This window comes from Hyphomicrobium sp. LHD-15, assembly GCF_031157355.1.
Taxonomy (GTDB): domain Bacteria; phylum Pseudomonadota; class Alphaproteobacteria; order Rhizobiales; family Hyphomicrobiaceae; genus Hyphomicrobium_C.
In genome coordinates, this window is record NZ_JAVIFT010000008.1 from 66,006 (window position 1) to 87,039 (window position 21,034).

The 21,034-nt window shown below is 61.7% G+C and carries 18 protein-coding genes; 10 read left to right on the top strand and 8 right to left on the bottom strand.

The window, feature by feature from the left end; genetic code table 11:
* Position 1: 1 nt before the first annotated feature.
* The gene (locus tag RCO24_RS18400; RefSeq protein ID WP_308964144.1) at positions 2 to 937 is read left to right on the top strand and encodes a spore coat U domain-containing protein; all 936 of its coding nucleotides are present in this window, start codon (positions 2 to 4) and stop codon (positions 935 to 937) included.
* 24 nt (positions 938 to 961) lie between these two features.
* Here the strand turns inward: RCO24_RS18400 and aroC are convergent, their stop codons facing one another.
* From aroC to RCO24_RS18420, 4 genes are all read right to left on the bottom strand, one after another.
* Positions 962 to 2,050 carry a chorismate synthase gene (gene aroC, locus RCO24_RS18405; RefSeq protein WP_308964145.1) on the bottom strand — a complete coding sequence of 363 codons (1,089 nt, stop codon included), beginning with the start codon at positions 2,048 to 2,050 and terminating at the stop codon, positions 962 to 964.
* A 439-nt stretch (positions 2,051 to 2,489) separates the two neighbouring features.
* Positions 2,490 to 3,077 carry a histidine phosphatase family protein gene (locus tag RCO24_RS18410; protein WP_308964146.1) on the bottom strand — a complete coding sequence of 196 codons (588 nt, stop codon included), beginning with the start codon at positions 3,075 to 3,077 and terminating at the stop codon, positions 2,490 to 2,492.
* Between the two features lie 52 nt (positions 3,078 to 3,129).
* Positions 3,130 to 3,978 carry an enoyl-ACP reductase FabI gene (fabI, locus tag RCO24_RS18415; RefSeq protein WP_308964147.1) on the bottom strand — a complete coding sequence of 283 codons (849 nt, stop codon included), beginning with the start codon at positions 3,976 to 3,978 and terminating at the stop codon, positions 3,130 to 3,132.
* Between the two features lie 217 nt (positions 3,979 to 4,195).
* Positions 4,196 to 4,645 carry an SWIM zinc finger family protein gene (locus RCO24_RS18420; RefSeq protein ID WP_308964148.1) on the bottom strand — a complete coding sequence of 150 codons (450 nt, stop codon included), beginning with the start codon at positions 4,643 to 4,645 and terminating at the stop codon, positions 4,196 to 4,198.
* A 139-nt stretch (positions 4,646 to 4,784) separates the two neighbouring features.
* Between RCO24_RS18420 and pdxH the strand changes: the two genes are divergently transcribed.
* Both pdxH and RCO24_RS18430 read left to right on the top strand, forming a co-directional pair.
* Positions 4,785 to 5,444: a pyridoxamine 5'-phosphate oxidase gene (gene pdxH, locus RCO24_RS18425; protein ID WP_308964149.1), complete on the top strand. Its 660-nt coding sequence runs from the start codon at positions 4,785 to 4,787 to the stop codon at positions 5,442 to 5,444.
* Positions 5,445 to 5,728: 284 nt separating this feature from the next.
* Positions 5,729 to 6,778 carry a fatty acid desaturase gene (locus RCO24_RS18430; protein ID WP_308964150.1) on the top strand — a complete coding sequence of 350 codons (1,050 nt, stop codon included), beginning with the start codon at positions 5,729 to 5,731 and terminating at the stop codon, positions 6,776 to 6,778.
* 87 nt (positions 6,779 to 6,865) lie between these two features.
* Here the strand turns inward: RCO24_RS18430 and RCO24_RS18435 are convergent, their stop codons facing one another.
* Both RCO24_RS18435 and RCO24_RS18440 read right to left on the bottom strand, forming a co-directional pair.
* Complete coding sequence (locus tag RCO24_RS18435) at positions 6,866 to 7,084, bottom strand: hypothetical protein (protein WP_308964151.1); 219 nt, start codon at positions 7,082 to 7,084, stop codon at positions 6,866 to 6,868.
* Between the two features lie 180 nt (positions 7,085 to 7,264).
* Entirely contained in the window at positions 7,265 to 8,890 is a 1,626-nt protein-coding gene (locus RCO24_RS18440) for a DEAD/DEAH box helicase (RefSeq protein WP_308964152.1), read from the bottom strand.
* Positions 8,891 to 9,270: 380 nt separating this feature from the next.
* On the opposite strand from RCO24_RS18440, the gene RCO24_RS18445 reads away from it, so the two are divergent.
* Entirely contained in the window at positions 9,271 to 9,879 is a 609-nt protein-coding gene (locus RCO24_RS18445; protein ID WP_308964153.1) for a class I SAM-dependent methyltransferase, read from the top strand.
* A gap of 74 nt (positions 9,880 to 9,953) precedes the next feature.
* Here RCO24_RS18445 and RCO24_RS18450 read toward each other — a convergent pair whose 3' ends face one another.
* Complete coding sequence (locus RCO24_RS18450; protein WP_308964154.1) at positions 9,954 to 10,169, bottom strand: cold-shock protein; 216 nt, start codon at positions 10,167 to 10,169, stop codon at positions 9,954 to 9,956.
* A gap of 414 nt (positions 10,170 to 10,583) precedes the next feature.
* On the opposite strand from RCO24_RS18450, the gene RCO24_RS18455 reads away from it, so the two are divergent.
* The 4 genes from RCO24_RS18455 (at position 10,584) to RCO24_RS18470 (ending at position 15,801) form a co-directional block, all read left to right on the top strand.
* On the top strand, positions 10,584 to 12,875 hold the full coding sequence (locus RCO24_RS18455) for a TonB-dependent siderophore receptor (RefSeq protein WP_308964155.1): 2,292 nt from the start codon (positions 10,584 to 10,586) through the stop codon (positions 12,873 to 12,875).
* A gap of 132 nt (positions 12,876 to 13,007) precedes the next feature.
* On the top strand, positions 13,008 to 14,303 hold the full coding sequence (locus RCO24_RS18460) for a PepSY-associated TM helix domain-containing protein (protein ID WP_308964156.1): 1,296 nt from the start codon (positions 13,008 to 13,010) through the stop codon (positions 14,301 to 14,303).
* A gap of 153 nt (positions 14,304 to 14,456) precedes the next feature.
* The gene (locus tag RCO24_RS18465) at positions 14,457 to 15,293 is read left to right on the top strand and encodes a hypothetical protein (RefSeq protein WP_308964157.1); all 837 of its coding nucleotides are present in this window, start codon (positions 14,457 to 14,459) and stop codon (positions 15,291 to 15,293) included.
* A 226-nt stretch (positions 15,294 to 15,519) separates the two neighbouring features.
* A complete protein-coding gene (locus tag RCO24_RS18470) occupies positions 15,520 to 15,801 on the top strand; it encodes a hypothetical protein (protein ID WP_308964158.1) in 282 nt (93 codons plus the stop codon).
* A 172-nt stretch (positions 15,802 to 15,973) separates the two neighbouring features.
* Here RCO24_RS18470 and RCO24_RS18475 read toward each other — a convergent pair whose 3' ends face one another.
* Positions 15,974 to 18,523, bottom strand: a complete 2,550-nt coding sequence (locus tag RCO24_RS18475; protein WP_308964159.1) for an HWE histidine kinase domain-containing protein — start codon at positions 18,521 to 18,523, stop codon at positions 15,974 to 15,976.
* Between the two features lie 424 nt (positions 18,524 to 18,947).
* Between RCO24_RS18475 and RCO24_RS18480 the strand changes: the two genes are divergently transcribed.
* Together RCO24_RS18480 and RCO24_RS18485 are read left to right on the top strand one after the other, a co-directional pair.
* Positions 18,948 to 20,090 (top strand): OpgC domain-containing protein, encoded by a 1,143-nt coding sequence (locus RCO24_RS18480; RefSeq protein WP_308964160.1) that lies wholly within the window; start codon positions 18,948 to 18,950, stop codon positions 20,088 to 20,090.
* Entirely contained in the window at positions 20,015 to 20,881 is an 867-nt protein-coding gene (locus RCO24_RS18485) for an SGNH/GDSL hydrolase family protein (protein ID WP_308964161.1), read from the top strand. Before RCO24_RS18480 ends, RCO24_RS18485 begins: the two co-directional genes overlap by 76 nt.
* Positions 20,882 to 21,034: the final 153 nt, after the last annotated feature.

Consider the following 21,034-nt stretch of genomic DNA (forward strand, 5'->3'; position numbering starts at 1 on the left):
AATGCTCGCCCTTCTTCTCGCGGCTTTCGTTCTCTGGTTACCCTGTTCAGGGGCGCGGGCGCAAAGCTGCACGTTTACGATCGGAGACGTGGATTTCGGCGCCGTCGATGTTCTTTCGGGCGGGCAGGTTTCGCTGGGGACGTCGCTGCACATTTCCTGTAGTGGGCTCTCGCTGAATACGGTGAGGGTCTGTGCCAGCATCGGCTCGGGGAGCGGCGGAGCCGTCTCGGGTGCGCGTCGTCTTTTGGGGGCGAGCGGGACGCTCGACTACCAGCTCTATTCCAGCGGCACGACGGTTTGGGGGTCCAACTACTGGGGGCTGCCCGGGGCGCCTCCGACGATTGATGTTCCGTTAAATCTCGGCGGATCGGGTAGCGCGAACGTGCCGATCACCGTCACGCTGTTCGGCGCGCAGCAGACGGCGCATGTCGGGGCGTATCAATCAAACTTCACGGCTTCCGACAACCGGTTCGTTTACGGATACACGTTTCTCGGCATCGTCGGTTGCCATCTCATTCCAGTTCTTCCGCAACTCGGCTCGACGACTTTCAAGGTCCAGGCGCACATCGACAACACGTGTCATGTGACGGCTCAGGACATCGATTTCGGGACGCGGGGTATTCTTTCGAGCAATGTCGACGCGACGGGGGAAGTTTCGGTTCGCTGTACGAACGGGACGCCCTATTCGATCGGATTGAACGGCGGGCTTGCTGCCGCGCCTCCGACCGCGCGGCATATGACGGGGCCGGCGACCATTCTCTATGGAATTTATAGGGACGCGGCGCGGACGCAGGCGTGGGGCAATACGGTCGGAACCACTATGGCCGGGAACGGAAGCGGGCTTTCGCAACCGCTGACGACATATGGACGGGTTCCGCCGCAGGCTGCCGCGCCCGGCACCTATACCGACAGCGTGATCGCGACGGTGACGTATTGAGCGGCCGAAGTGTTGTTTGTCGCTTTAGCCGCGCTGGGCGCGATGGCGGAGCAGGTGATCGGCCAGCACCAGCGCCATCATCGCTTCGCCGACGGGGACTGCGCGGATGCCAACGCAGGGATCGTGGCGGCCCTTGGTGATGATTTCGGTCTCGTGGCCTTGTGAGTCGATGGTCTGGCGCGGGGTCAGGATCGACGAGGTCGGTTTCACGGCGAAGCGACACACCACGGGCTGGCCGGTCGAGATGCCACCGAGGATGCCGCCGGCGTTGTTCGACAGGAAGCGCGGCTTGCCGTCCGGGCCGATACGGATCTCATCGGCGTTGGCTTCGCCGGACAGCTCGGCTGCGGACATGCCGGCGCCGATCTCGACGCCCTTCACCGCGTTGATGCTCATCATGGCGGAGGCAAGATCCTGATCGAGCTTACCGTAGAGCGGCGCGCCGAGCCCGGCGGCGACGCCCTCGGCAACCACCTCGATGATGGCGCCGACCGACGACCCGTTCTTGCGCACGCCGTCGAGATAGTGCGTCCACTCCGGCACCATGCCCGGATCGGGGCAGAAGAACGGATTGCTGTCTACGGTCTCCCAGTCCCAGCGGGACCGATCGACTTTCAGTTCGCCGACCTGCACCAATGCGCCGCGGATGACGACGTCGGGGCCGAGCACTTTTCTCGCAACGGCGCCAGCGGCCACACGCATCGCCGTTTCGCGCGCGGACGAGCGCCCGCCGCCGCGATAGTCCCGGATGCCGTACTTGGTCCAGTAGGTGATATCGGCATGGCCGGGGCGAAACGCATCCTTGATCTCGCCGTAGTCCTTGCTGCGCTGATCGGTGTTGTGGATCAGGAGCGAGATGGGCGTACCGGTGGTGACCTGCTGGCCTTCGGCGTTCGGAAACACGCCCGACAGGATCTCGACCGCATCGGCTTCGCGGCGCTGGGTCGTGAAGCGGGATTGGCCGGGCTTGCGGCGGTCCAGGTGGACCTGGATCTCTTCGGCCGTCAGCGGCAATCCAGGGGGGCAACCGTCGACCACGCACCCGATGGAAGGCCCGTGGCTCTCGCCCCAGGTGGTTATGCGGAAAAGATGGCCGAAGGTGTTGTGTGACATGGAAGCCGCGGTTGAGGTCGGTGCGCCGTGGGATCGACGGCCGCCTTTTGACGATTCAATCAGATAGCATCGGCAACTTTTCCCGACGCAGAATACCTTGATCTCTCATAAGAGGCGGGGGCGTTGGGGGCAAGGGGACGCGACCTATCGGTTTTGGTTTGCATGCGCCCGCGACGCAGTTAATCAGGCAGAGTGCCTGCGTGTTGCACGCCTTTGAAAGGAGGCAGCATGTGGCGTGTCGGGAGCGCTCGGCTTGGCCGAGATCAGCGCTCTCTGTACGTTGATTTGTGAGTGTTTCCTGCGTTTAGCGGATGGCTCTTTACGGTCTGAGCAACCGTGGTCGAGGTATCTGCCCTTATGTTCATTTGCATAGAAGGGAGCTGGAGCGCCGCTGCTCTGGCTCTCTTTTTTTATGAGCCGGCGTCTGCGAGCAGATGGCTCATAACCAGCGCATGGCGCCGCCGGACAGGATCAGCACGCGATCCTGCGGGCATTCGAGCTCCGGTATCAGTTCCGGCGCGAGGCCGAGCAGGTGGGCTTGCAGGCAGCGCGAGACGCCGCCGTGGGAGACGACAACGCAGTCCTGCCGGATCGCACCGCTCCAGAGCTTCACCCGGGCCAGGAGATCGGCGTAGCTTTCGCCGTTTTCGGGACGCCAGCGGAATGGATCCTGGCTGCGGGCGGCAAAGCCGTCGGGATCGTGCTCGGCGAGGTCATCCTGCAGGGTTCCCTCCCAGGCGCCGTAGGACAGCTCCATCAGCCTTGGATCGATGTCGTAGCGGTCGGCGGGGAGCCCAAGCTCCCGGCGCACGATCTGCATCGTCTCGCGCGTGCGGCCGAGCGGGCTCGCCACGAAAGTCGCTTCGGCGATGGACGGCAAAAAAACCCGCAGCGCGAGGCCGTTGCGCTGGGCCTGGGTACGGCCGGTCTCGTTGAGGGGAACGTCCTGCTGGCCCTGGTAACGCCGGTCCCGGTTCCAGTCGGTCTCGCCGTGGCGAATGAAATAGATCGTCGGGTGGTCCGGCATGGGATGATCTTGGCATCGACGCGGGCAAGATCAGGCCGATCTCGCCCCGGGTTCAGCCCTCGCTCTTGACGACCGAGATGTCGGGTGCGTCCTCGTTTTTCATGCCCTGGACGTGATAGCCGGCGTCCACATGATGGACCTCGCCGGTCACGCCCTTGGAAAGGTCGGACAGGAGATAGACACCTGCGCCGCCGACGTCCTCGATGGTGACGGTCCGGCGCAGGGGCGAATTGTACTCGTTCCACTTGAGAATATAGCGGAAGTCCGAGATGCCGGCGGCGGCCAAGGTCTTGATCGGGCCTGCCGAGATGGCGTTGACGCGGATCGCGTTCTTGCCAAGGTCGGCGGCGAGGTAACGCACGGACGCTTCGAGAGCGGCCTTGGCGACACCCATCACGTTGTAGTGCGGCATCACCTTCTCGGCACCGTAGTAGGTGAGGGTGATGATGGAACCGCCGTCGGTCATGAGCTTCTCGGCGCGCTGGGCGAGCGCGGTCAGCGAGAAGCACGAGACCAGCATGGTCTGGGTGAAATTTGCTTCGGTGGTGTCGACGTAGCGGCCGTCGAGCTCGTTCTTGTCGGAGAATGCGATGGCGTGGACGAGGAAGTCGAGCTTGCCCCAGACGCGGGAGAGCTCGGCGAACAGCGCGTCGACGGAGGCCTTGTCGGAGACGTCGCACGGCAGCACGACCTTCGAGCCAAGCTCGGCGGCGAGCGGCTCAACCCGCTTTTTGAGGGCGTCGCCCTGATAGGTGAGTGCGATCTCGGCGCCCTGGGCGACGGCGGCTTTCGCGATGCCCCACGCGATCGAACGGTTGTTCGCGACCCCCATGATGAGGCCGCGCTTCCCGGCCATCAGAGTGCCGGTAAGCGTTTCAACGTCCGGCGCCTTTTCCGTCATGTGCTCGCGTTCCCTTAGTCTCTCAAATTTGCGCGCATCCTACACAAAAGGGGATGCGGGTCCAGATGGCGACTGCAGCGCGCCCACCGGGATGATCGCCGCATGCACAAATACCGCCCGGGGACTGTGATCTCCTCGGGCGGAAATTAGGTAAATTCTCGATGTTTCAGAGTCTTAGATTTGGCTTTCGGCGCGGTTAGACCTTGGTAGTCTGTGCTTAACCTTCGAGCACCCAGCGGCGGTCCGGGCTCCGGCAGGCGATTCCCTCGGCGGTGCGGGTCTTGAAGCCGGTGGTCAGCAGCACGACCACGTGGCGGCACAGGTTGCCCTTGGCGTTGCGGAACGAGGCGGTTGGGCGGACGATGCCGGACAGCTTGCCGTTGGCACGGCGCCAGACGAACGGGGTCCCGTCGTCCATGCGCGACAGGCCCATCTGGATGCTTTCTAGGGCTGCGACCTCGTCAGCTTCGTCGAGGCCGTACATCTTGAGCTCGGCGAACTTCGGGCGCGCCGACTTCTTGCTCGCGTCGGGGCAACTGCAACGGCTCTCCTCGGAAGAAGCCGAGCCGGGATCGGCCCTCACATCCGAAAGAAAAACCGAAGCCACAAGCAACACCCCAGTTGCGGCGGCAAGGATCCAAGTCTCCAATACGGGGACGTGACGCATGACAGACCAACTCCAGGACACAACGAACAAATCCGGACGGCTCAAACAGGCCGACCGGTTCATTGTGGTCCCTCAGGGTTAAAAGGTGCTAAAGGAGCGTCCCGAATTTGATGGGTAGCAACCAACAGGCAGCAGTGACGTGACGGACGAAGAAAGCGAAAGCGGTGCGTTCGAGGCAGCGGCAGCCGCAGATTTCACAGCTTCCGACGATCCATTCGCCCTGTTCGAGGCTTGGCTCGAGGAGGCGACGGCATCGGAGGTCAACGATCCGAACGGGATGGCGCTCGCCACCGTCGATGCCGCGGGCATGCCGGATGTGCGCATGGTGCTGCTCAAAGGGCTCGATGGCGCCGAGCATCCCGAGCGCGGTTTCGTTTTCTACACGAACCTGGAAAGCGCCAAGGGCGAGGAGCTTGCCCAGTCTCCACGCGCGGCGTTGCTGTTTCACTGGAAGAGCCTCAGGCGGCAGGTGCGTGTGCGCGGGCCGGTTACTCCGGTGACGGCTCAGGAAGCTGACGCCTATTTCGCCTCGCGGCCCCGCCTGTCTCGCATCGGGGCTTGGGCCTCGGATCAATCGCGCGCACTCGAGAGCCGGTTCGCGCTCGAAAAGAAAGTTGCGCGCTATACGGCGCAATTCGGCATCGGCGATATTCCGCGCCCGCCGCACTGGTCGGGATTTCGACTGACGCCCGTTCAGATCGAGTTGTGGCACGACCGACCATTCCGTTTGCACGACCGGGTGGTGTTTCGGCGCGCCGATGCCTCGCAGGCTTGGACCAAGACGCGCCTCTATCCTTGAGGCGTCACCCCTTTGGTTCACGTTGCGAAGTGTTGCGATGTCTGCGGAGACGGTGATGTGTGTCAAAATTGGCGCTTAACTTCGTCATTTGTGCGCCAAGATCGCGTGCGTCGCAGCAACGACTGTGTTTTCCGTCAAACGTCATGGTTTTTTCTATACTGCTCCGGTGGAATTTGATCTGAGCCACTTGCGGAACAAGAAGCAGCCTGCAAGTGTGCCTCGGCAACCAATTGGGGAGTCGCCTCGGCGGGCGCGCTCGACCGGGAATTTCCACGGGGGGTCACTTGGCTCAGACTTTAGCGTCCGGCGCATCTGCGTCCGGGTCGTCGGCGCAGCCTCAGAAGGCGCGCGATTGGATCGAGATCCTGCAGCGTTACCGACATCCCGACCCGGCGCGCAGCGTTTTCGAAGTTTTCATCACCTTGGTTCCGTTCGTGGCTTTGTGGGCCGCGGCCTGGGCGTCGCTCTACGTCGGATACTGGCTGACGCTGCTCATCGCGGTGCCGGCGGCGTTCTTCCTGGTTCGCCTGTTCCTTATTCAACATGATTGCGGGCACGGCGCGTTGTTCCGCAAAAAGCTGACCAACGATTGGGTCGGCCGGGTCATGGGCGTCTTGACGCTCACGCCTTATGACGCGTGGAAGCGGAGCCACGCTATCCACCATGCGACGCACGGCAGCCTCGAAGATCGCGGCACCGGCGACATCGATACGTTGACGGTGCGCGAATACGCAGCGCTGTCGCCCTTCCGCCGCTTCCTCTACCGCGCCTATCGCCATCCGGTGGTGCTGTTCGTGATTGGGCCGCCGCTGCTGTTCATGGTGCAGCACCGTCTGCCGTTCAGCATGTTGCGCGGCGCAGACTGGCGCTCGTGGGCGAGCGTGATCGGTACCAACATCGGTCTCGTGATTTTGAGCGGCGTGCTGATCTGGCTTGTCGGTTGGCAAGCCTTCCTGGCGGTGCAACTGCCGATCGTCGCGATCGGCTCGTCGATCGGCGTTTGGCTGTTCTACATCCAGCACCAGTTCGAGGATACCATCTGGGCAGAGAAGCCCGAATGGAACGTGCATGAGGCCGCGCTGCACGGCAGCTCGCACTACGATCTTCCCGGCTTCCTACCGTGGCTCACCGCGAACATCGGCGTGCATCACGTGCACCATCTCTACAGCCGTATTCCCTATTATAATCTGCCGAAGGTTCTGCGCGACTTTCCCGAGCTGGCGGAGGTGCATCGCATCACGCTTTGGGAGAGCTTCAAGTGCGTGAAGCTGCGCCTGTGGGACGAGACTGAGCGTCGATTGGTTCCGCTCGCGGAAGCCCGCGCCACGCTTTAGGTCCTTTGAGTTGCGCTTGTGGATTGCGAAGAAGGCCGCCCTTTGTGGGGCGGCCTTCTTCGTTTGACATATCAGGCGCTTGATGGATCAGGCGCGCTCGACGGATTTGATCGGACCCCGCGAGCGGCCGGAGCGCTCGGCGATCTCGCGGTCCTGCGCTTCAATGGCCTCAAGCGCCGGGCCATCGCCATCGAGGCCGCCGAGAAGCTCGCTCGGTACCTTGCGGTTCGAGGTCTGCGATCCGTCCTCGTAGAGCACATTGAACAGCACGAATTCGGCTTTGGGGTTCGGTTTCTTGCGAGCCATCGGTGTGGTCCTTTCACAAATGCGAAGGCGGCCGGTCGCTAGAACGGGATTGCGCTTCGGTCGCAACCCCGCTTCGGATCGATAGGGTCCGGGTCTAGACGCTGACCGCTCGTTTCGACTGCTTCGATTTCAATCGTGTGAAGCGAAGCCGCGCCACAATTGTGGGCGCGGCTTGCTCGATCAACCCGCGTCGCGGGTGCGGGGGGCGCCTTGGCGGGCGGGCTTGTTAAAGCCACCCTGGCCGCGCTGGTCCCGGTTGCCGCCGCCGTGGCTGCGGCCATGGCCGTTGTGGTCGCGATGGCCGTGCGGACGGTCGCCGTGTGCGCGGTCGCCGTCGCGGCGTGCGCCGTGAGTGGGACGGGCGAGGAAGCCGACGTCATGCAGCGAGCCGGTATCCGAGTCAAGCGCGCGATCCTGATGCGGGCGCTGTTGCGACCGGCGTGGTTCGCCCTGGCGAGAGGCGTCTTCTCCGTGGCGTGCCGAAGACTGCTGGCGTCCGCCGCCGGCAGCGTGGTCCGGACGGCTACGGCCACGTTCCGCGTGACCCTGATGGCCGCGGCCATGACCGCGCTCGTCGCGGCCGCCGCGGTGTTGTGACTGGCGCTGGCCACGATGCGGACCCGAGGTGCGCTCGCCGTCATCGCGACGCGACGGCGTGCGATCGGCGACGATTGCCGGATCGTTGCGGCGATCCTCGTGGGGGATCTGCTGGCGGGTCAGTCGTTCGATGGCGCGGAGCAGTTCGCGCTCCTCGGCGTCGCACAGCGAAATGGCGATGCCCGAAGCGCCCGCACGGGCCGTGCGGCCGATACGATGGACGTAAGCCTCGGGGACTTCCGGCAGCTCGTAGTTCACGACGTGGGTCACGAGGTCGACGTCAATGCCGCGGGCAGCGATGTCGGTCGCCACAAGCACGTTGATGCGAGACTGCTTGAAATCCTCAAGCGCGATCTCGCGCTGACGCTGGCTCTTGTTGCCATGGATGGCCGCGACTTTCGTGCCGCCTCCTTCGAGGTGGCGCGCCACGCGGTCGGCGCCGCGCTTGGTGCGCGTGAAGACCAGGGTGCGCTTCATCTCGGGATTGGCGAGCAGTTCGGCGAGAAGTGCGCGCTTCTTGCCGGCTTCGATGTGAATGACCTGCTGGCGGACGCGCTCGGCCGTCGTGGAGACGGGTGCCACGGAAACCTTGACGGGATCCTGCAGCAGCTCGTTGGCGAGACCCGCGATCTCGCTCGGCATGGTGGCCGAGAAGAACAGGTTCTGGCGGCGGTGCGAGAGGTGAGAGACGATCCGGCGGATCGGCTTCACGAAGCCGAGGTCGAGCATCTGGTCGGCTTCGTCGAGTACGAAAATCTCGGTCCCGGAGATGTCGCAGGCGCGCTGCTCCATCAGATCGAGCAGGCGGCCGGGGGCGGCGACGAGCACGTCGACGCCGCGCGACAGGGCCTGGATCTGCGGGCGGTGTCCGACGCCACCGAAGACGACGGCAACGGTCACGCCGAGGTGGCGGCCGTAGGCGCGGAAGCTCTCGGCAATCTGGGAGGCGAGCTCACGGGTCGGCGAAAGCACCAGCACGCGGCAGCCCTTGCGGGGCGCGGGACGGCGGTCTGCTGCCAGGCGGGTCAGAATCGGCAGCGCGAAGGCCGCGGTCTTGCCGGTTCCGGTCTGAGCGATGCCGAGCAGGTTGCGGCCTTCCATGACGGGTGGAATAGCCTTTGCCTGGATCGGGGTGGGCGTGTTGTAGCCTTCTTCGGCGAGCGCTTTGAGGATCGGCTCGGCGAGGCGAAGATCTGCAAAAGTTGTCAAAGTAACAGTCTTTCTCATGATGCCGCGCGTATGCGGCTGAGCGTCCGCGCCAGCTCCCTAAGGGAGCCCGGGCGAGGTGCAGCTCGTTTTTCGATGACGCCCCGCGTGGCCTGGGCAGTCGGATGGGGATTTTTCAGGGCGCTCAACAGGGGGACGAATTGGACCGACATCTGGTCATAATGACCTAGGTCCGAGACATGTCCCTTCACGCGGCTGGAGCACCGGAAGACGCTCGACTTTTTCGAACGTTGGAGCGGCTTGTCTCATGTTGCGGCTGCTAAGTCAAGGATATGGCTCGGAGCGCGGAGTCGCAGCCGCTTCGGGTGGGTTCTCGTTAACGCTCAGTTGCACTGGCCTTGGCTATGGTCGACATTCGGACCATGCATCCAGCTTCGACCGAAATCATCGATCTTTACGAGCGCAATGCGCAGGCCTTCGACGAGGCGCGCGGGCGCTCGTTGTTCGAGCGGACTTGGCTCGACCGTTTCCGTGCAGCCATGGGCGCCGATACATCCGTTCTCGATATCGGTTGCGGGGCCGGAGAGCCGATTGCGCGCTATTTCATCGACGCGGGCTCTCGTGTCACCGGCGTCGATTCTGCGCCTTCTCTGATCGAGATCGCGCGTGCGCGCTTTCCCGATCACGCCTGGACGGTTGCGGATATGCGAAGCCTGGACCTCGGCGTGCGCTTCGGCGGAATTCTCGCCTGGGATAGTTTCTTCCATCTCCGGCATGAGGACCAACGGCTGATGTTTCCGATTTTTCGGAAGCATGCGGCGCCGGACGCGGCGCTCATGTTCACGAGCGGGCCGTCGCATGGGGAGGCTATCGGCTCGTTTCATGGCGAGGCGCTTTATCACGCGAGCTTGGCGCCTGAGGAATACGAGGGTCTGCTGACGGCGAACGGGTTCAACGTCGTCGACCACGTTGCCGAGGATCAGAGCTGCGGTGGACACACCGTTTGGCTAGCGCGTCTCGGCTCGAAATAGAAAAGCCGCCGGCTGCAGCCGGCGGCTTCGCGGGGCCCTATCGGACCCGAATCTCTGCGCTCTCTGCGCTGAAATCAGACGAGCTGGACCTGGCCGGCCTGCTTGCCGCGACCCTTGCGGTCATCTTCGAGCACGAAGCTGATCTTGTCGCCTTCGTAGATGCCGTTGATGCCGGCCCGCTCAAGAGCGGAAACGTGAAGGAAGACGTCCTTCGAGCCGTCCTCAGGCTGAACGAAGCCGAAGCCCTTGGCGGTGTTGAAAAACTTCACGGTGCCCGTGATGCGATCCATAGTGATGTTCCTTCGATTGCGTGCAAAATAAGTAATCAGCCAGTCCCGGACGGCACGCCGTACGCCCGAGATCTCAGTCAATCAGGAATAAGGCAAACGGCCGGTGGCACGCTCTCTCATTTCAAATTCGTGAGGGTACGATCCACCTCGGAGCGCACCGGCACCGGGTATATGCAAATAGTCTGTGGCGAAAGCAAGGTTCATTATGGCGGTGCAAATTCGGCACACTGTGATGCGCATGCCTCCATAAACATTACCACCTAGGTATACATTGCGCCTGACCCCTGATATTGCAGCGGATGAATGAGCGAGCCAGCCCGCAGCGTGACGCTGTCAGCCAGCCAGCCAACAATCAAATCTCGCGTGTGATGTCGGCCATCCCCGGCGAGATTTTTTCATTGGGGGTTGATGGGAATGGCTAAGCGTACGTCTGTATACCTGCTTGTGGTTGCGGGGTTGGCTCTGACGGCAGGGCGCGGTTGGGCACAGGAGGCGACCGGCGCCCAGCCGGCGACGCCAGCGGCTCCTGCGGAAGGGACGGTCGAGCTTCCCAAGATGACCGTCGAAACGACCACCGCGAAGAAGGTGGCCAAGAAGCCTGCACCGAAAAAGCAGGCGCAATCTGCAAGCACGGCGACTCCGACGCCGCAGCTTCAGACACAGCCCTCTGGCGCGTCGCGAGCGGAGACGGCGACCGGACCGGTGAGCGGCTACAATGCCACTCGCTCGGCCACAGGCATGAAGACCGATACGCCGCTCAAGGAGACACCGCAGTCGATTACTGTGGTTGGTGCCGAGCAGATCAGGGATATGGGCGCGCAGTCGGTACAGGATGCGCTGCGCTATGTGCCGGGCGTCGTTGCGGATGCTTATGGTCTCGACAGCCGCAGTGATGGTTCCTTTATCCGCGGTACGGATCCGGGCGAATTTCTGGACGGCCTGCGCCGTACATCCAATTATTACAGCTACAACTACCGCATCGACCCCTATTTCATGGAGCGCGTCGAGGTGCTGCGCGGGCCGGCTTCGGTGCTTTATGGCCAGGCGCCGGTTGGCGGCATCATCAATTCCGTTTCCAAGCGTCCACAGGACGTGCAAAGCGGCGAGATCAGTGTCGAATACGGCACGTTCGATTTCAAGCAGGTCAAGTTCGATACCACCGGCCTCGTTACGTCAGACGGCAAGTGGTCGTATCGCCTGACGGGTCTTGCGCGCGATTCCGAGACGCAGGTCGACTACGTCGATGATGACCGCTACGCCATCCAGCCTGCGATCAGCTTCCGTCCCGATAGCAATACTTCGATTACTCTATTGGGCCATTTCCAAAAGGATCAAACCGGCTCCAGCTCGCAGTTCTACCCCATCGTTGGCACTCTATTTCCCAACGTCAATGGTCGGACCATCCCGCGTGACCGTTTCGTCGGCGAGCCAACCGATCACTACGATACAGATGTCGCGTCGGGCACGCTGATCGCGGAGCACAGGTTCAACTCGGTGTTCAAGTTAAGTCATGTGTCGCGCTATGCGGATATTCACAACGACTATGACAGCACCTACGCCGTTTTTTGGGGTGGCTATACTGACCCGGGCGTGGAGGAAACCGTGAATCGCACGAGGTGGAGAGCGATCACCGACACGCAGATTTTCAACCAGGACACCAATCTCGAAGCCAAGTTCTCGACCGGCATTCTTAGTCACAAGGTTCTAGGCGGTGTCGATCATATGAATTTCAGGGCCAGCCAGGGCACGGCTTCCGCATACGATCTCAGTGGTTTCAACGTCTACAACCCGGTCTATGGCCAGGGAATGTGGGCGGGAAAGGATTGCAGCGGAAATACCTATGACGGCATCAGCACGTCGTTGCCTAGTCTGGAAATCTGCTCCTTCGCAGATCAGAAAGTCACTCAGACCGGCCTATATATTCAGGATCAGATTAGGCTCGGAAACTGGATCGCAGTTCTTGGTGCGCGCAAGGATTGGATCGAAAACGAGGCGGATGGGACCGCTACGCAGAAGGACGACGCTGTCTCTTACCGCGCTGGTCTGATGTATGAGTTCGCGTCTGGTTTTACACCTTACGCAAGCTATGGAGAGTCGTTCGTTCCAGTGGTCGCGGCGGGCGGTCCCTTCGATCCGCAAAAGGGTCGCATGTATGAGCTGGGCTTCAAGTATCAGCCGGTTGGCGCGAACTTCGCTATCAATAGTGCCATTTACGACATCGCTGAGAGTAACCGACTTGAGTATTTCCCCGGCTACGCTGTGCAAACCGGTGCCGTTGCTATCAGGGGCTTCGAGATCGAGCTGACTGGCAAGATCACGCAAAACCTCAAAGTCGTGGGCGGCTATTCCTATACCGACGCGCAATACGATGGCGAAGAGAACAAGGGGAACCAACTCGAGTCGGTGCCGAAGCACCTGGCCTCGATGTGGGGCGTCTGGGAGTTCGACCAGCCGTATCTCAAGGGCTGGTCGGTCGGAGCGGGTGTCCGCTACGTTGGCGAATCCTGGGATAGCAGCAACAAGATCGAAGTGCCCGATGTGACACTATTCGATGCGATGATCGCCTACGAAGAGGACGACTGGCGCTGGTCGATCAACGCCAAGAATCTCGAGGACAAGGAATACATTTCGACGTGTCTGAATCGCGGCGACTGCTGGTACGGCAACGCCCGCACCATCACCACGGGCCTGACCTACAAGTTCTAAGCCCTGCTTTGCCAATGCGCTCCGGGCGGCTTCGGCGGTCTGGAGCGCGTTGCGTTTGTGTGGACGTCAAATTTGTATTCTTTTAGGGTCATAATTCTGAAGCGCGATGCGACCGCGAGCTCGGGGAACTGAATGCGAGCGACGTTCACACTCATTCACCGCTGGGCGGGCCTTTTCATCGGCGTTTTCCTGTTCATCGCGGGGGTGACGGGCGCGGTGATCTCGTGGGATCACGAGCTCGACGAATGGCTCAACCCGCATCTGTTCGATGCCAAGAGCACAGGCGCGCCGCTTCCTGCGCTCGAGCTTGCGCGGCGCGTCGAAGCCGCGGATCCGAAGATCCAGGTGACCTACTTTCCGTTGTCGTTCGAGGACGGTCACAACGCCGACTTTTTCGTCGAACCTCGGGTCGATCCCAAAACCGGCGAACTCTATTCCGTCGACTACAATCAGGTGTTCATCGATCCCGTCAGCGGCGAGGTGGCGGGCAAGCGTTTTTGGGGTGCGATCTCGCTCAACAGCGAAGACATTCTGCCGTTCCTCTACAAGCTGCATTACTCGATGCACATTCCGGACTTTTGGGGCATCGACCGGTGGGGTTATTGGTTCATGGGGCTCGTCGGCATCGTCTGGATGTTCGACTGCTTCGTCGGTTTCTACCTGACACTGCCGCGGCGAGCGGGGCAGGGCACCAGCGAGCCCGGCGGCGGTCCGGTGGCGGCAGTCGCGGCGCCGCGGCGTACATGGTGGGAGAGGTGGAAGCCCGCCTGGAAAATCAAGCGCGGGGCGAGCACGTACCGCCTAAATCTCGATCTGCATCGGGCCTTCGGTTTGTGGCTGTGGGCGGCCCTGTTCATTCTCGCTTTCACGTCGATTTCGATGAACCTCAACAACGAGGTGGTGCGGCCGATCCTGAGCCAGCTATCTTCCCTCACGCCCGACGCCTTCGATGATCGTGCTCCGGCGCCACTCAACGAGCCGATCGATCCCAAGCTGACATACGCGCAAGCCATCGATGTCGCGAGCGCGGAGGCGCGCCGGCGCGGCTGGGAAGAGCCGGCGGGCGCGGCTTTCTACGGGCGCCTGCACGGGCTCTATTCGATCAGCTTTTTCCATCCCGGCGAAGAGCATGGCTCCGCAGGTATGACCAAAATGCTGTTCCTCGATGCGGCCAACGGCTCTCTGCAGGGCGGGCGGGTGCCGTGGGAAGGCACGGCCGCCGACGTCTTCATGCAGCTTCAGTTCCCACTCCACTCCGGGCGGATTGCCGGGCTGCCGGGGCGCGTCTTCCTGTCGTTCATGGGGCTCGTGGTTGCGCTGCTTTCGGCGACGGGGATCTACATCTGGTTCAAGAAGCGGGCGGGGCGCCTCGTCCGGCAGACCGCTTCCAAGGGCACGACGCCGGGTCTGGAGCGGCTGGCGCCTTAGCGAACGTGGTTTTGCGATCCAGTCCACATAAAGCGGGTTTGAGATATTCAGGGGCTGGTGATAGTCCGCCGTCCGTCATTGTGGGAGCATGTCCGGCTTGTTACTCATCTAGCCGGCGGGACATGTTTTCGATGAACGGGGAGCGGGGCGGGCATGCAGACGGGAACGCGGGCGGCTAGGTGGGCCGGGCTTGGTGTGCTGGCGCTTTCTCTCGGAGGCTGCGCGGACGGTATCGCGGGGCTCGATACCGCGTCGATCAAGCCGGCTGCAGAGAACGTTTCGGCGGGCTTCGTGCCGGGGGTGCCAAAGGGCTACCAGTGCCCGCTGGTCCCGAATGGGTTCGATCCCGCGGGTTCGATCTACCGGCTCGAAAAGGACGGCACCTATTTCCGGGTCAAGGATTTCACGACCGATCCGGCAATCACGGCGCTCGGCAGCGTCAAGCGCGAGGTTCCCATCTCCAACTACGTGCTGTCGGACACGCAGCAGGCGAATGCCGGGCTGTCGTTCGACCTTTTGCAGAAGGTGGTGCCAGGCCTCGCAGCGAGCGGCGCGGCCGACTACAAGAAGGCCATGACTGTCGACATCGCGGTCGAGGATATGGTGGGTGAAGTGATCGACGATCATGTGGCCGACAAGATCGTCGATCTGTTCAAGGCGAGCATGACTCCGAAGCGTGGCAGCAAGTATTTCCTTGTCCGCGAGACGGTGCGGGCCGGGGCCGTCAGCTACAAGCTGAAACACACAGATCTCGCCAAGCTCGGGGGCAAGGCGGAGGTCGAGAAGCTCGCGCAGGGCGCGGCCAACGTGACGGTGCGCGACAACGACGGCGTGTTCGAGATCAAGCAGACTTTCAAGCCGGATCGGATGGCCATCTGCATCAAGTCGGCGGAGATCGTGATCGAGGGGCCCGCGGCGGCCAGCACGGTTGCGCTCAAAAGCGCGGACGAGACGCCGGTTCCGCAAATCAAGCGGATCGGCAACCAGTAAGGCGCCACGCCTTTCTGCCGGTTTTTCTTCTTTGTTGCCGTCTCTCGCACTCGGCTGTCCGTGTTGCGTCGCAATATTGCGTGCGATCAAACGCGTAGCGTGAAGTTTCTGCAATGCTTGTTGTCGAGATCTGCTTCGGGACTTCTTGTCCAAAAGGCGACGTCGGATTATCTTCAAAGAAAACGCTGAAGAATTCGAGGAAGCGACAAATCTGAAGGTGGGTGCGATGGCCGATACGCTGACCCGCGACATTACCAAAGCCGACGTGGACAAGTTCCTGTTCGGCAAGCATCTGACGAGCTGCGCCGTTTGCGGGCGGTTTCGCTCCAAGTGCGATCTCGACGTCCATACGCTGAGTTGTCAGCGCGGTGAGACCGCCGATTGTTCGTCCAGCTCGACACTCAACGTGTTGATGATCGTTTGCCAGAACTGCGGCGCGATTGAATTCCACGACCGTACGATCATCGCAAAGTGGCTGGACAGCCAAAAGTTGGTGCCGGTGCGCTAACTCTTTGCTGAGACCGAGGATTTGCGCTTCAGGGCTTTCCTGCGCTGCCGATTCACGCCGCGTCCGATAGGGGCCGCGACGATCGGAGCGCGTGGGCCCGAAGCGATCATGGTGGTTTTTAGTGAGACCAATGATTCACGCTTCGGGCTGGTAGGGCCCGAAGCGATCATGGTCAGCTGTTGCGTTTCAGCTCGGACAGCAAAACGCCGACGAGGGTCGATGCGTCGTAAGGTTTCCTGATTACGGGGACTTCGGCCATCGCATCGGGGATGATCGCGTTGTCGCCGTAGCCAGTGGCGAAAACGAACGGAATGCGAAGCTTCGCAAGCCTTTCGGCAATCGGCATGGATGTGCCCACTCCCAAGTTGACATCCAGGATGGCAATCGAAGGTGCCTTGCGCGCGAGCACACGCAGCGCTTCGGCGGAGGTTGCGGCCGTGTCGATGACGCCGGCGCCGTGCTGCGCCAGGATGTTTTCGACATCCATCGCGATCAGAAGCTGATCCTCGACGACCAGCACCGATAGTCCGGCCAGTGCAGCCGGCTCATCGAGCGACGTCTCGGCTTTGTGCGCGGGCCCGATCGGCTTTCCAGGCACGAGGGCGGATACGAATTTGGCGGGAATGAGAAAGTGGGCAACAACGCCGGTTTTCTCGAATCTGAGGTCGCTCTCGCCGCCGAGATCGAAGGGTACGCTGCGGTCGACGAGGACGACGCCGAAACCGCGCCGGTGGGGCGGAGAAACGCTTCGCTCGCTGGTTTCTTCCCAGATGACGGCGCAATCCTGATTGGCCGTGTAAGACCAACGCACAGCGAGCTTTCCGTTTACGCCCGAGAGAGCCCCGTATTTTGCGGCGTTGGTTGCAAGCTCGTGGAAGACGAGCGCCATCACCGAATACGCGCGGGAGTCGAGGCCAGTATCAGGCCCTTCAAGGGAAATTTCGCCTGTGCGCCCGCTGTAGGGTGTCAACTCCGCTTCCAATAGCGTGCGCAGGTTGCCGCCGCCGTCGTTGCGTACGACCTGATCATGCGCCAAGGCGAGTGCCATGATCCGCCCTTTCAGTGTCGCGACGTAGTCGTCGATCGATCGTTCCTCGGCCGGTTGCGAGATGATGGATTTGATGAGCGCGAGGATGTTCTTGACGCGATGATTGAGCTCCTCGTTCAGCACCTTGAGCCTGAGGTCGGCCTTGCGCCGTTCGGCCGATAGCAGCTCCGTCTGGCGCATGATGACTTCGAGAAGGGCCGTGCGAATGGCCTCGGCGGTTTCACGGTCCTCGGCGGTCCAGGGTTTGGATTGATGCTGGACCGTTTCCTTCCAGATGGCGAAGCTCCTGCGCGGCGTGAGGCGCTCGCCAAGTGGTCCGGTCGCATAGGTTTTGGCGGGGTTTCCTGCCCATTCGACTGTTTGGATGACTTCCTTGCGGAAGAAAATCAGATAGTCGCGGGGGATTTGCGACAGGGGGATGGCGAGCACGCCTGAAGCGTCGGCGCTGAACTTCTCGGTGCCCGGCAGATGCGTGGCGAGTTCGTGCGTGGCCCAGACGCGGTTTTCGGATGCTGAAACGAGAAAACGCGCAAGGGCCGGGATGTCGTCCTCGGGCGGCGCGTGGCCAAACGCCGTCCATGTGCCGTTGATCCACAAACCAATGCCGTCGCACGGCATCAGCTTGGTGAAGGTGCCGATTTTCTCGCGTAAGAACGACTGAATGTCGTTGTGGTAGGTGATTTCACGCAGAAGCCCATCGAGCGTACGCCGCGCCATGATCGCAGCTTCCAGGCGGGTCTTCTGATTCATGGCCTGCAGATGCAGCGAAAAGAACTCGCCGAACATCTCCGCGGCGACGCGCTGGGCCATCGACATGGTCTTCGGCGCGTAGTGGTGACATGCAATCAGCCCCCATAGCTCGCCTCCGACGATGATCGAGATCGACATCGAGGCCGCGACGCCCATGTTGCGCAGATACTCGCAATGGATCGGCGACACGCTTCTCAAGTGCGCAAAGCTCAAATCCAACGGCTCGCCGGATTTGTCGAGCTCGGGTTCGATGGCAATGCGCGGGCAGGAGGCATCGGAAATGATGCGGATGGTGTTCTTGAGGTAAAGCTCGCGTGCTTGCTTCGGGATATCGCTTGCCGGAAAATATTGGCCGAGGAAGCTCTCGAGATCGTTCTGCTTGGCTTCGGCGATGACCTGGCCTGCGCCGTCGTAGGTGAACCGGTAGATCATCACGCGGTCATAGGCGAGGAACGCCCGCATCAAGCGAGGCGTCTGCTTCAGCATTTCATCGACGTTCGCGTAGCGCTTCAGCCGCGCTATGAGCATGCGCGAAAGGGCAAGCGGATCTACGTTGCGCTCTTTCGTGACGGGCTCGAATTCAATGATCGCGTTGCCCTTGTGGTGGTGAACGGCGACGTCAAACGCGCGGGAGTCATCGAGCGCGAGCTGCATGATGATACCGGGCCGCGAGGCATCCGTCGCGCCGGTCAGCGCGTTGCGCAAACTGTGGACCGCGCTTCTGCCGATGACTTCGTCGAGCAGCTTGCCGATGAGTTCCTCGTTCGCGAGCCCGAGCGCTTCTGCGGCATTCACAGAATGACGCCGGACCGTGGTTAGCGTCGCGTCACAGGCAATGAGGAAACCGTGAGGCTGGATGCTGCCGGGAATGTGAATCGGCTCGCGGTCGCAGTTGGTAAGATTGACGCTTTCGGTGCGCTGCATCGAGTGCTTTCAGAGGTTTCGGTGCGGCTTCGGTTGTTCGTCAGGCGGGCCGGGGACTTCATCGAAATGACGACCGCCGGTGTTGCTCCGTGCGGAAAGACGGGGAACACAACGTCGCAGAGGCGCTCCGGGTTCCCGCCATTTTCCGGGGCGTATCCTTTTGCACCGGGACCATTCTATCCGATCTTTCGCAGCGTGTGCGGAGCGTGGTCAATTTTCGGCACACCAGAGCCATCAATTCGTCCCGTTGGAAAGGCCCACTTCGTGAGATCGAGTCTCACTAGTTTCACGCCTTTGTGTGTGGGCGCGCCAATCCGACGCCGCGCCCGATCTGAAACCAATCCTCTGCTTCCAAGTTAATTCAGGCGATGGCGGATCATATCCGTTCATCACGGGTTCAGAGACGATGTGAGATATCGACATCATGCGTGAGGGCCCTAAAAAGGAACGCGACCTGCGGATCGATTTTTTCCGCGGACTGGCGCTCGTCTTCATCTTCATCGATCACGTGCCCAACAACACGTGGGCGCTGGCGACGCTGCGGAACTTCGGATTCGCGGACGCAAGCGAAGTGTTCGTGTTGCTCGCCGGTTATTCGGCGGGACTTGCCTACTGGTCGATCAGCGAGCGGGAGGGCTTTCGGGCGACCGTCAGCCGGGCGAGTCGCCGCGCGCGCGAGATCTATCTTTGGCATCTGGGCGTGTTTGTCGTGTCGGCCGTTCTGCTCTATTCGGCAGCGCGTGTGTTCGGAAACCCTGACTTCGTCAATCACGTGGCGCTCTCGGAACTCGCCAAGGATCCGATGCGCACGCTCGCCTCGGCTCTGGTCCTGTTCTATCAGCCCAACATGATGAACATCCTGCCACTCTACGTGGTGCTAATGCTCTGGCTCCCGTTCGTCGTCGCGATGTTGAGGCGCAGCGTTCTGCTCACGCTCGGCTTGTCGTTCGGGATCTGGCTGATCGCGACGTCGTATGGCTTTAACCTGCCGACGCATCAGCGCACGGAGGGCTGGTTCTTCAACCCGTTCGCCTGGCAGCTTCTGTTCACGACCGGGGCGGCGGTGTCGGTGTTGGCTCGGCGTGTCGAGGCGCGCCCTCGGGTCGAAATTGCAGTACCGGCCGGTCTGTATGTGCTCTTCGCGTTCGTTGTGGCTGCGCCCTGGATTCCGGTTCCGTGGTTGCCTAGCGAACCTTTGGTGTCACGCGATATCGTCGGTTCGATCAACAAGAACGACCTTTCGGCCTGGCGTTTCGTGCATGTTCTCGCACTCGCCTATCTGGTGGCGAGTGTGGTGCCCAAAAATGCACCATGGCTTAAGAAGCAGTGGGCGCATGTTGTTGAGCTTTGCGGAAAAAATTCGTTGGAAATTTTCTCGCTTGGCACACTCTTGTCATTTTTAGGTTGGATAGCCCTGGTTCAGCTCGGGTCTAACCAAATGACAGTGCTGGCGGTCAATGTGACCGGCATCGCGATTATGAGTGTGACCGCATGGCAGTTGTCCAAATCCAGACCGATCCGCGCGTTGCCGCAGCCGCGAACCGCTGCGCCCGTTCTCGCTTCCTAGTTTCGTTGGTTGGCGCGGCGTTGCTCGGCATCGCCGCAACGGTTCCCGCATCGGCCGGGGGATGCACGGCGCCCCCCGATCTCGTCGATCTCGGCGCGCCGCTTCCCAAATTGCTGACGGCGGTTCGCACGAACAGCCCGGTACGCATCGTGGCGCTCGGCTCGTCCAGCACGTGGGGTGCTGGCGCGAGCAGCCGTGCGCACAGCTATCCGGCGCGGCTCGAGCGCGAGTTGCGCGTCACTTGGCCCAACAACGATGTTCGCGTGATCAACGCAGGCGTCAACGGGCAACTTGCGCGCGATATGGTGGCGCGTATCGACAAGGATGTCGTGCCGCACAAGCCGCAGCTCGTCGTGTGGCAGACCGGCGTCAACGACGCCATCAAGGAGGTGCCGCTCGACGCCTATGGGCAGCTGCTACAGACAGGCATCGAGCGCTTTCGCGCTCTCGGCGCAGACGTCGTACTTATCGACCAGCAGTTCTATCCGCGCTTCGCGAAGCTCAAGAACGGCGCTCTCTATATGGCTGCAATGCGGGAAACGGCGCTCAAGCTGAAGGTGCCAGTCGTGCAGCGCTACCGCATCATGCAGCATCTGATCGCGAGTGCGCAGTTCACGACTGCCACCTTGCTCGCGCCGGATCAGTTCCATCTGAACGATCAGTCCTACGATTGCATGGGACGGCTACTCGCGCAATCGTTGCGGTCGGCGGCCGCGTTGCCACCTGCGGCACCCGCTGTCGCTCCGGCTGTAGCTGTGCCAGCGGTCTCCAAGCACGAAGCGAACATGTAAGCGCCCTACCCAGCTTCCGGCCATGCCTGGAGCTTTGGGCGGTGCCCGCTTTCGGTGCGATGAACAATAATGCGTATTCGAGGGTCTTTCGCAGAACGGGCTATTGAATTGGCGCGCTTCTCGACGCACTTCAAATGTAAGGCGCTCTCGATG

What these genes read in the sequence shown, in the direction of transcription:
- RCO24_RS18420 (WP_308964148.1), bottom strand. Translation starts at nt 4,645, where the DNA reads ATGCGTCACGTCCCCGTATTGGAGACTTGGATCCTTGCCGCCGCAACT.
- fabI (WP_308964147.1), bottom strand. Translation starts at nt 3,978, where the DNA reads ATGACGGAAAAGGCGCCGGACGTTGAAACGCTTACCGGCACTCTGATG.
- RCO24_RS18480 (WP_308964160.1), top strand. Translation starts at nt 18,948, where the DNA reads ATGCGTGAGGGCCCTAAAAAGGAACGCGACCTGCGGATCGATTTTTTC.
- RCO24_RS18450 (WP_308964154.1), bottom strand. Translation starts at nt 10,169, where the DNA reads ATGGATCGCATCACGGGCACCGTGAAGTTTTTCAACACCGCCAAGGGC.
- RCO24_RS18400 (WP_308964144.1), top strand. Translation starts at nt 2, where the DNA reads ATGCTCGCCCTTCTTCTCGCGGCTTTCGTTCTCTGGTTACCCTGTTCA.
- RCO24_RS18465 (WP_308964157.1), top strand. Translation starts at nt 14,457, where the DNA reads ATGCAGACGGGAACGCGGGCGGCTAGGTGGGCCGGGCTTGGTGTGCTG.
- RCO24_RS18435 (WP_308964151.1), bottom strand. Translation starts at nt 7,084, where the DNA reads ATGGCTCGCAAGAAACCGAACCCCAAAGCCGAATTCGTGCTGTTCAAT.
- RCO24_RS18485 (WP_308964161.1), top strand. Translation starts at nt 20,015, where the DNA reads ATGGCAGTTGTCCAAATCCAGACCGATCCGCGCGTTGCCGCAGCCGCG.
- RCO24_RS18475 (WP_308964159.1), bottom strand. Translation starts at nt 18,523, where the DNA reads ATGCAGCGCACCGAAAGCGTCAATCTTACCAACTGCGACCGCGAGCCG.
- aroC (WP_308964145.1), bottom strand. Translation starts at nt 2,050, where the DNA reads ATGTCACACAACACCTTCGGCCATCTTTTCCGCATAACCACCTGGGGC.
- RCO24_RS18445 (WP_308964153.1), top strand. Translation starts at nt 9,271, where the DNA reads ATGCATCCAGCTTCGACCGAAATCATCGATCTTTACGAGCGCAATGCG.
- RCO24_RS18410 (WP_308964146.1), bottom strand. Translation starts at nt 3,077, where the DNA reads ATGCCGGACCACCCGACGATCTATTTCATTCGCCACGGCGAGACCGAC.
- RCO24_RS18460 (WP_308964156.1), top strand. Translation starts at nt 13,008, where the DNA reads ATGCGAGCGACGTTCACACTCATTCACCGCTGGGCGGGCCTTTTCATC.
- RCO24_RS18455 (WP_308964155.1), top strand. Translation starts at nt 10,584, where the DNA reads ATGGCTAAGCGTACGTCTGTATACCTGCTTGTGGTTGCGGGGTTGGCT.
- RCO24_RS18470 (WP_308964158.1), top strand. Translation starts at nt 15,520, where the DNA reads ATGGCCGATACGCTGACCCGCGACATTACCAAAGCCGACGTGGACAAG.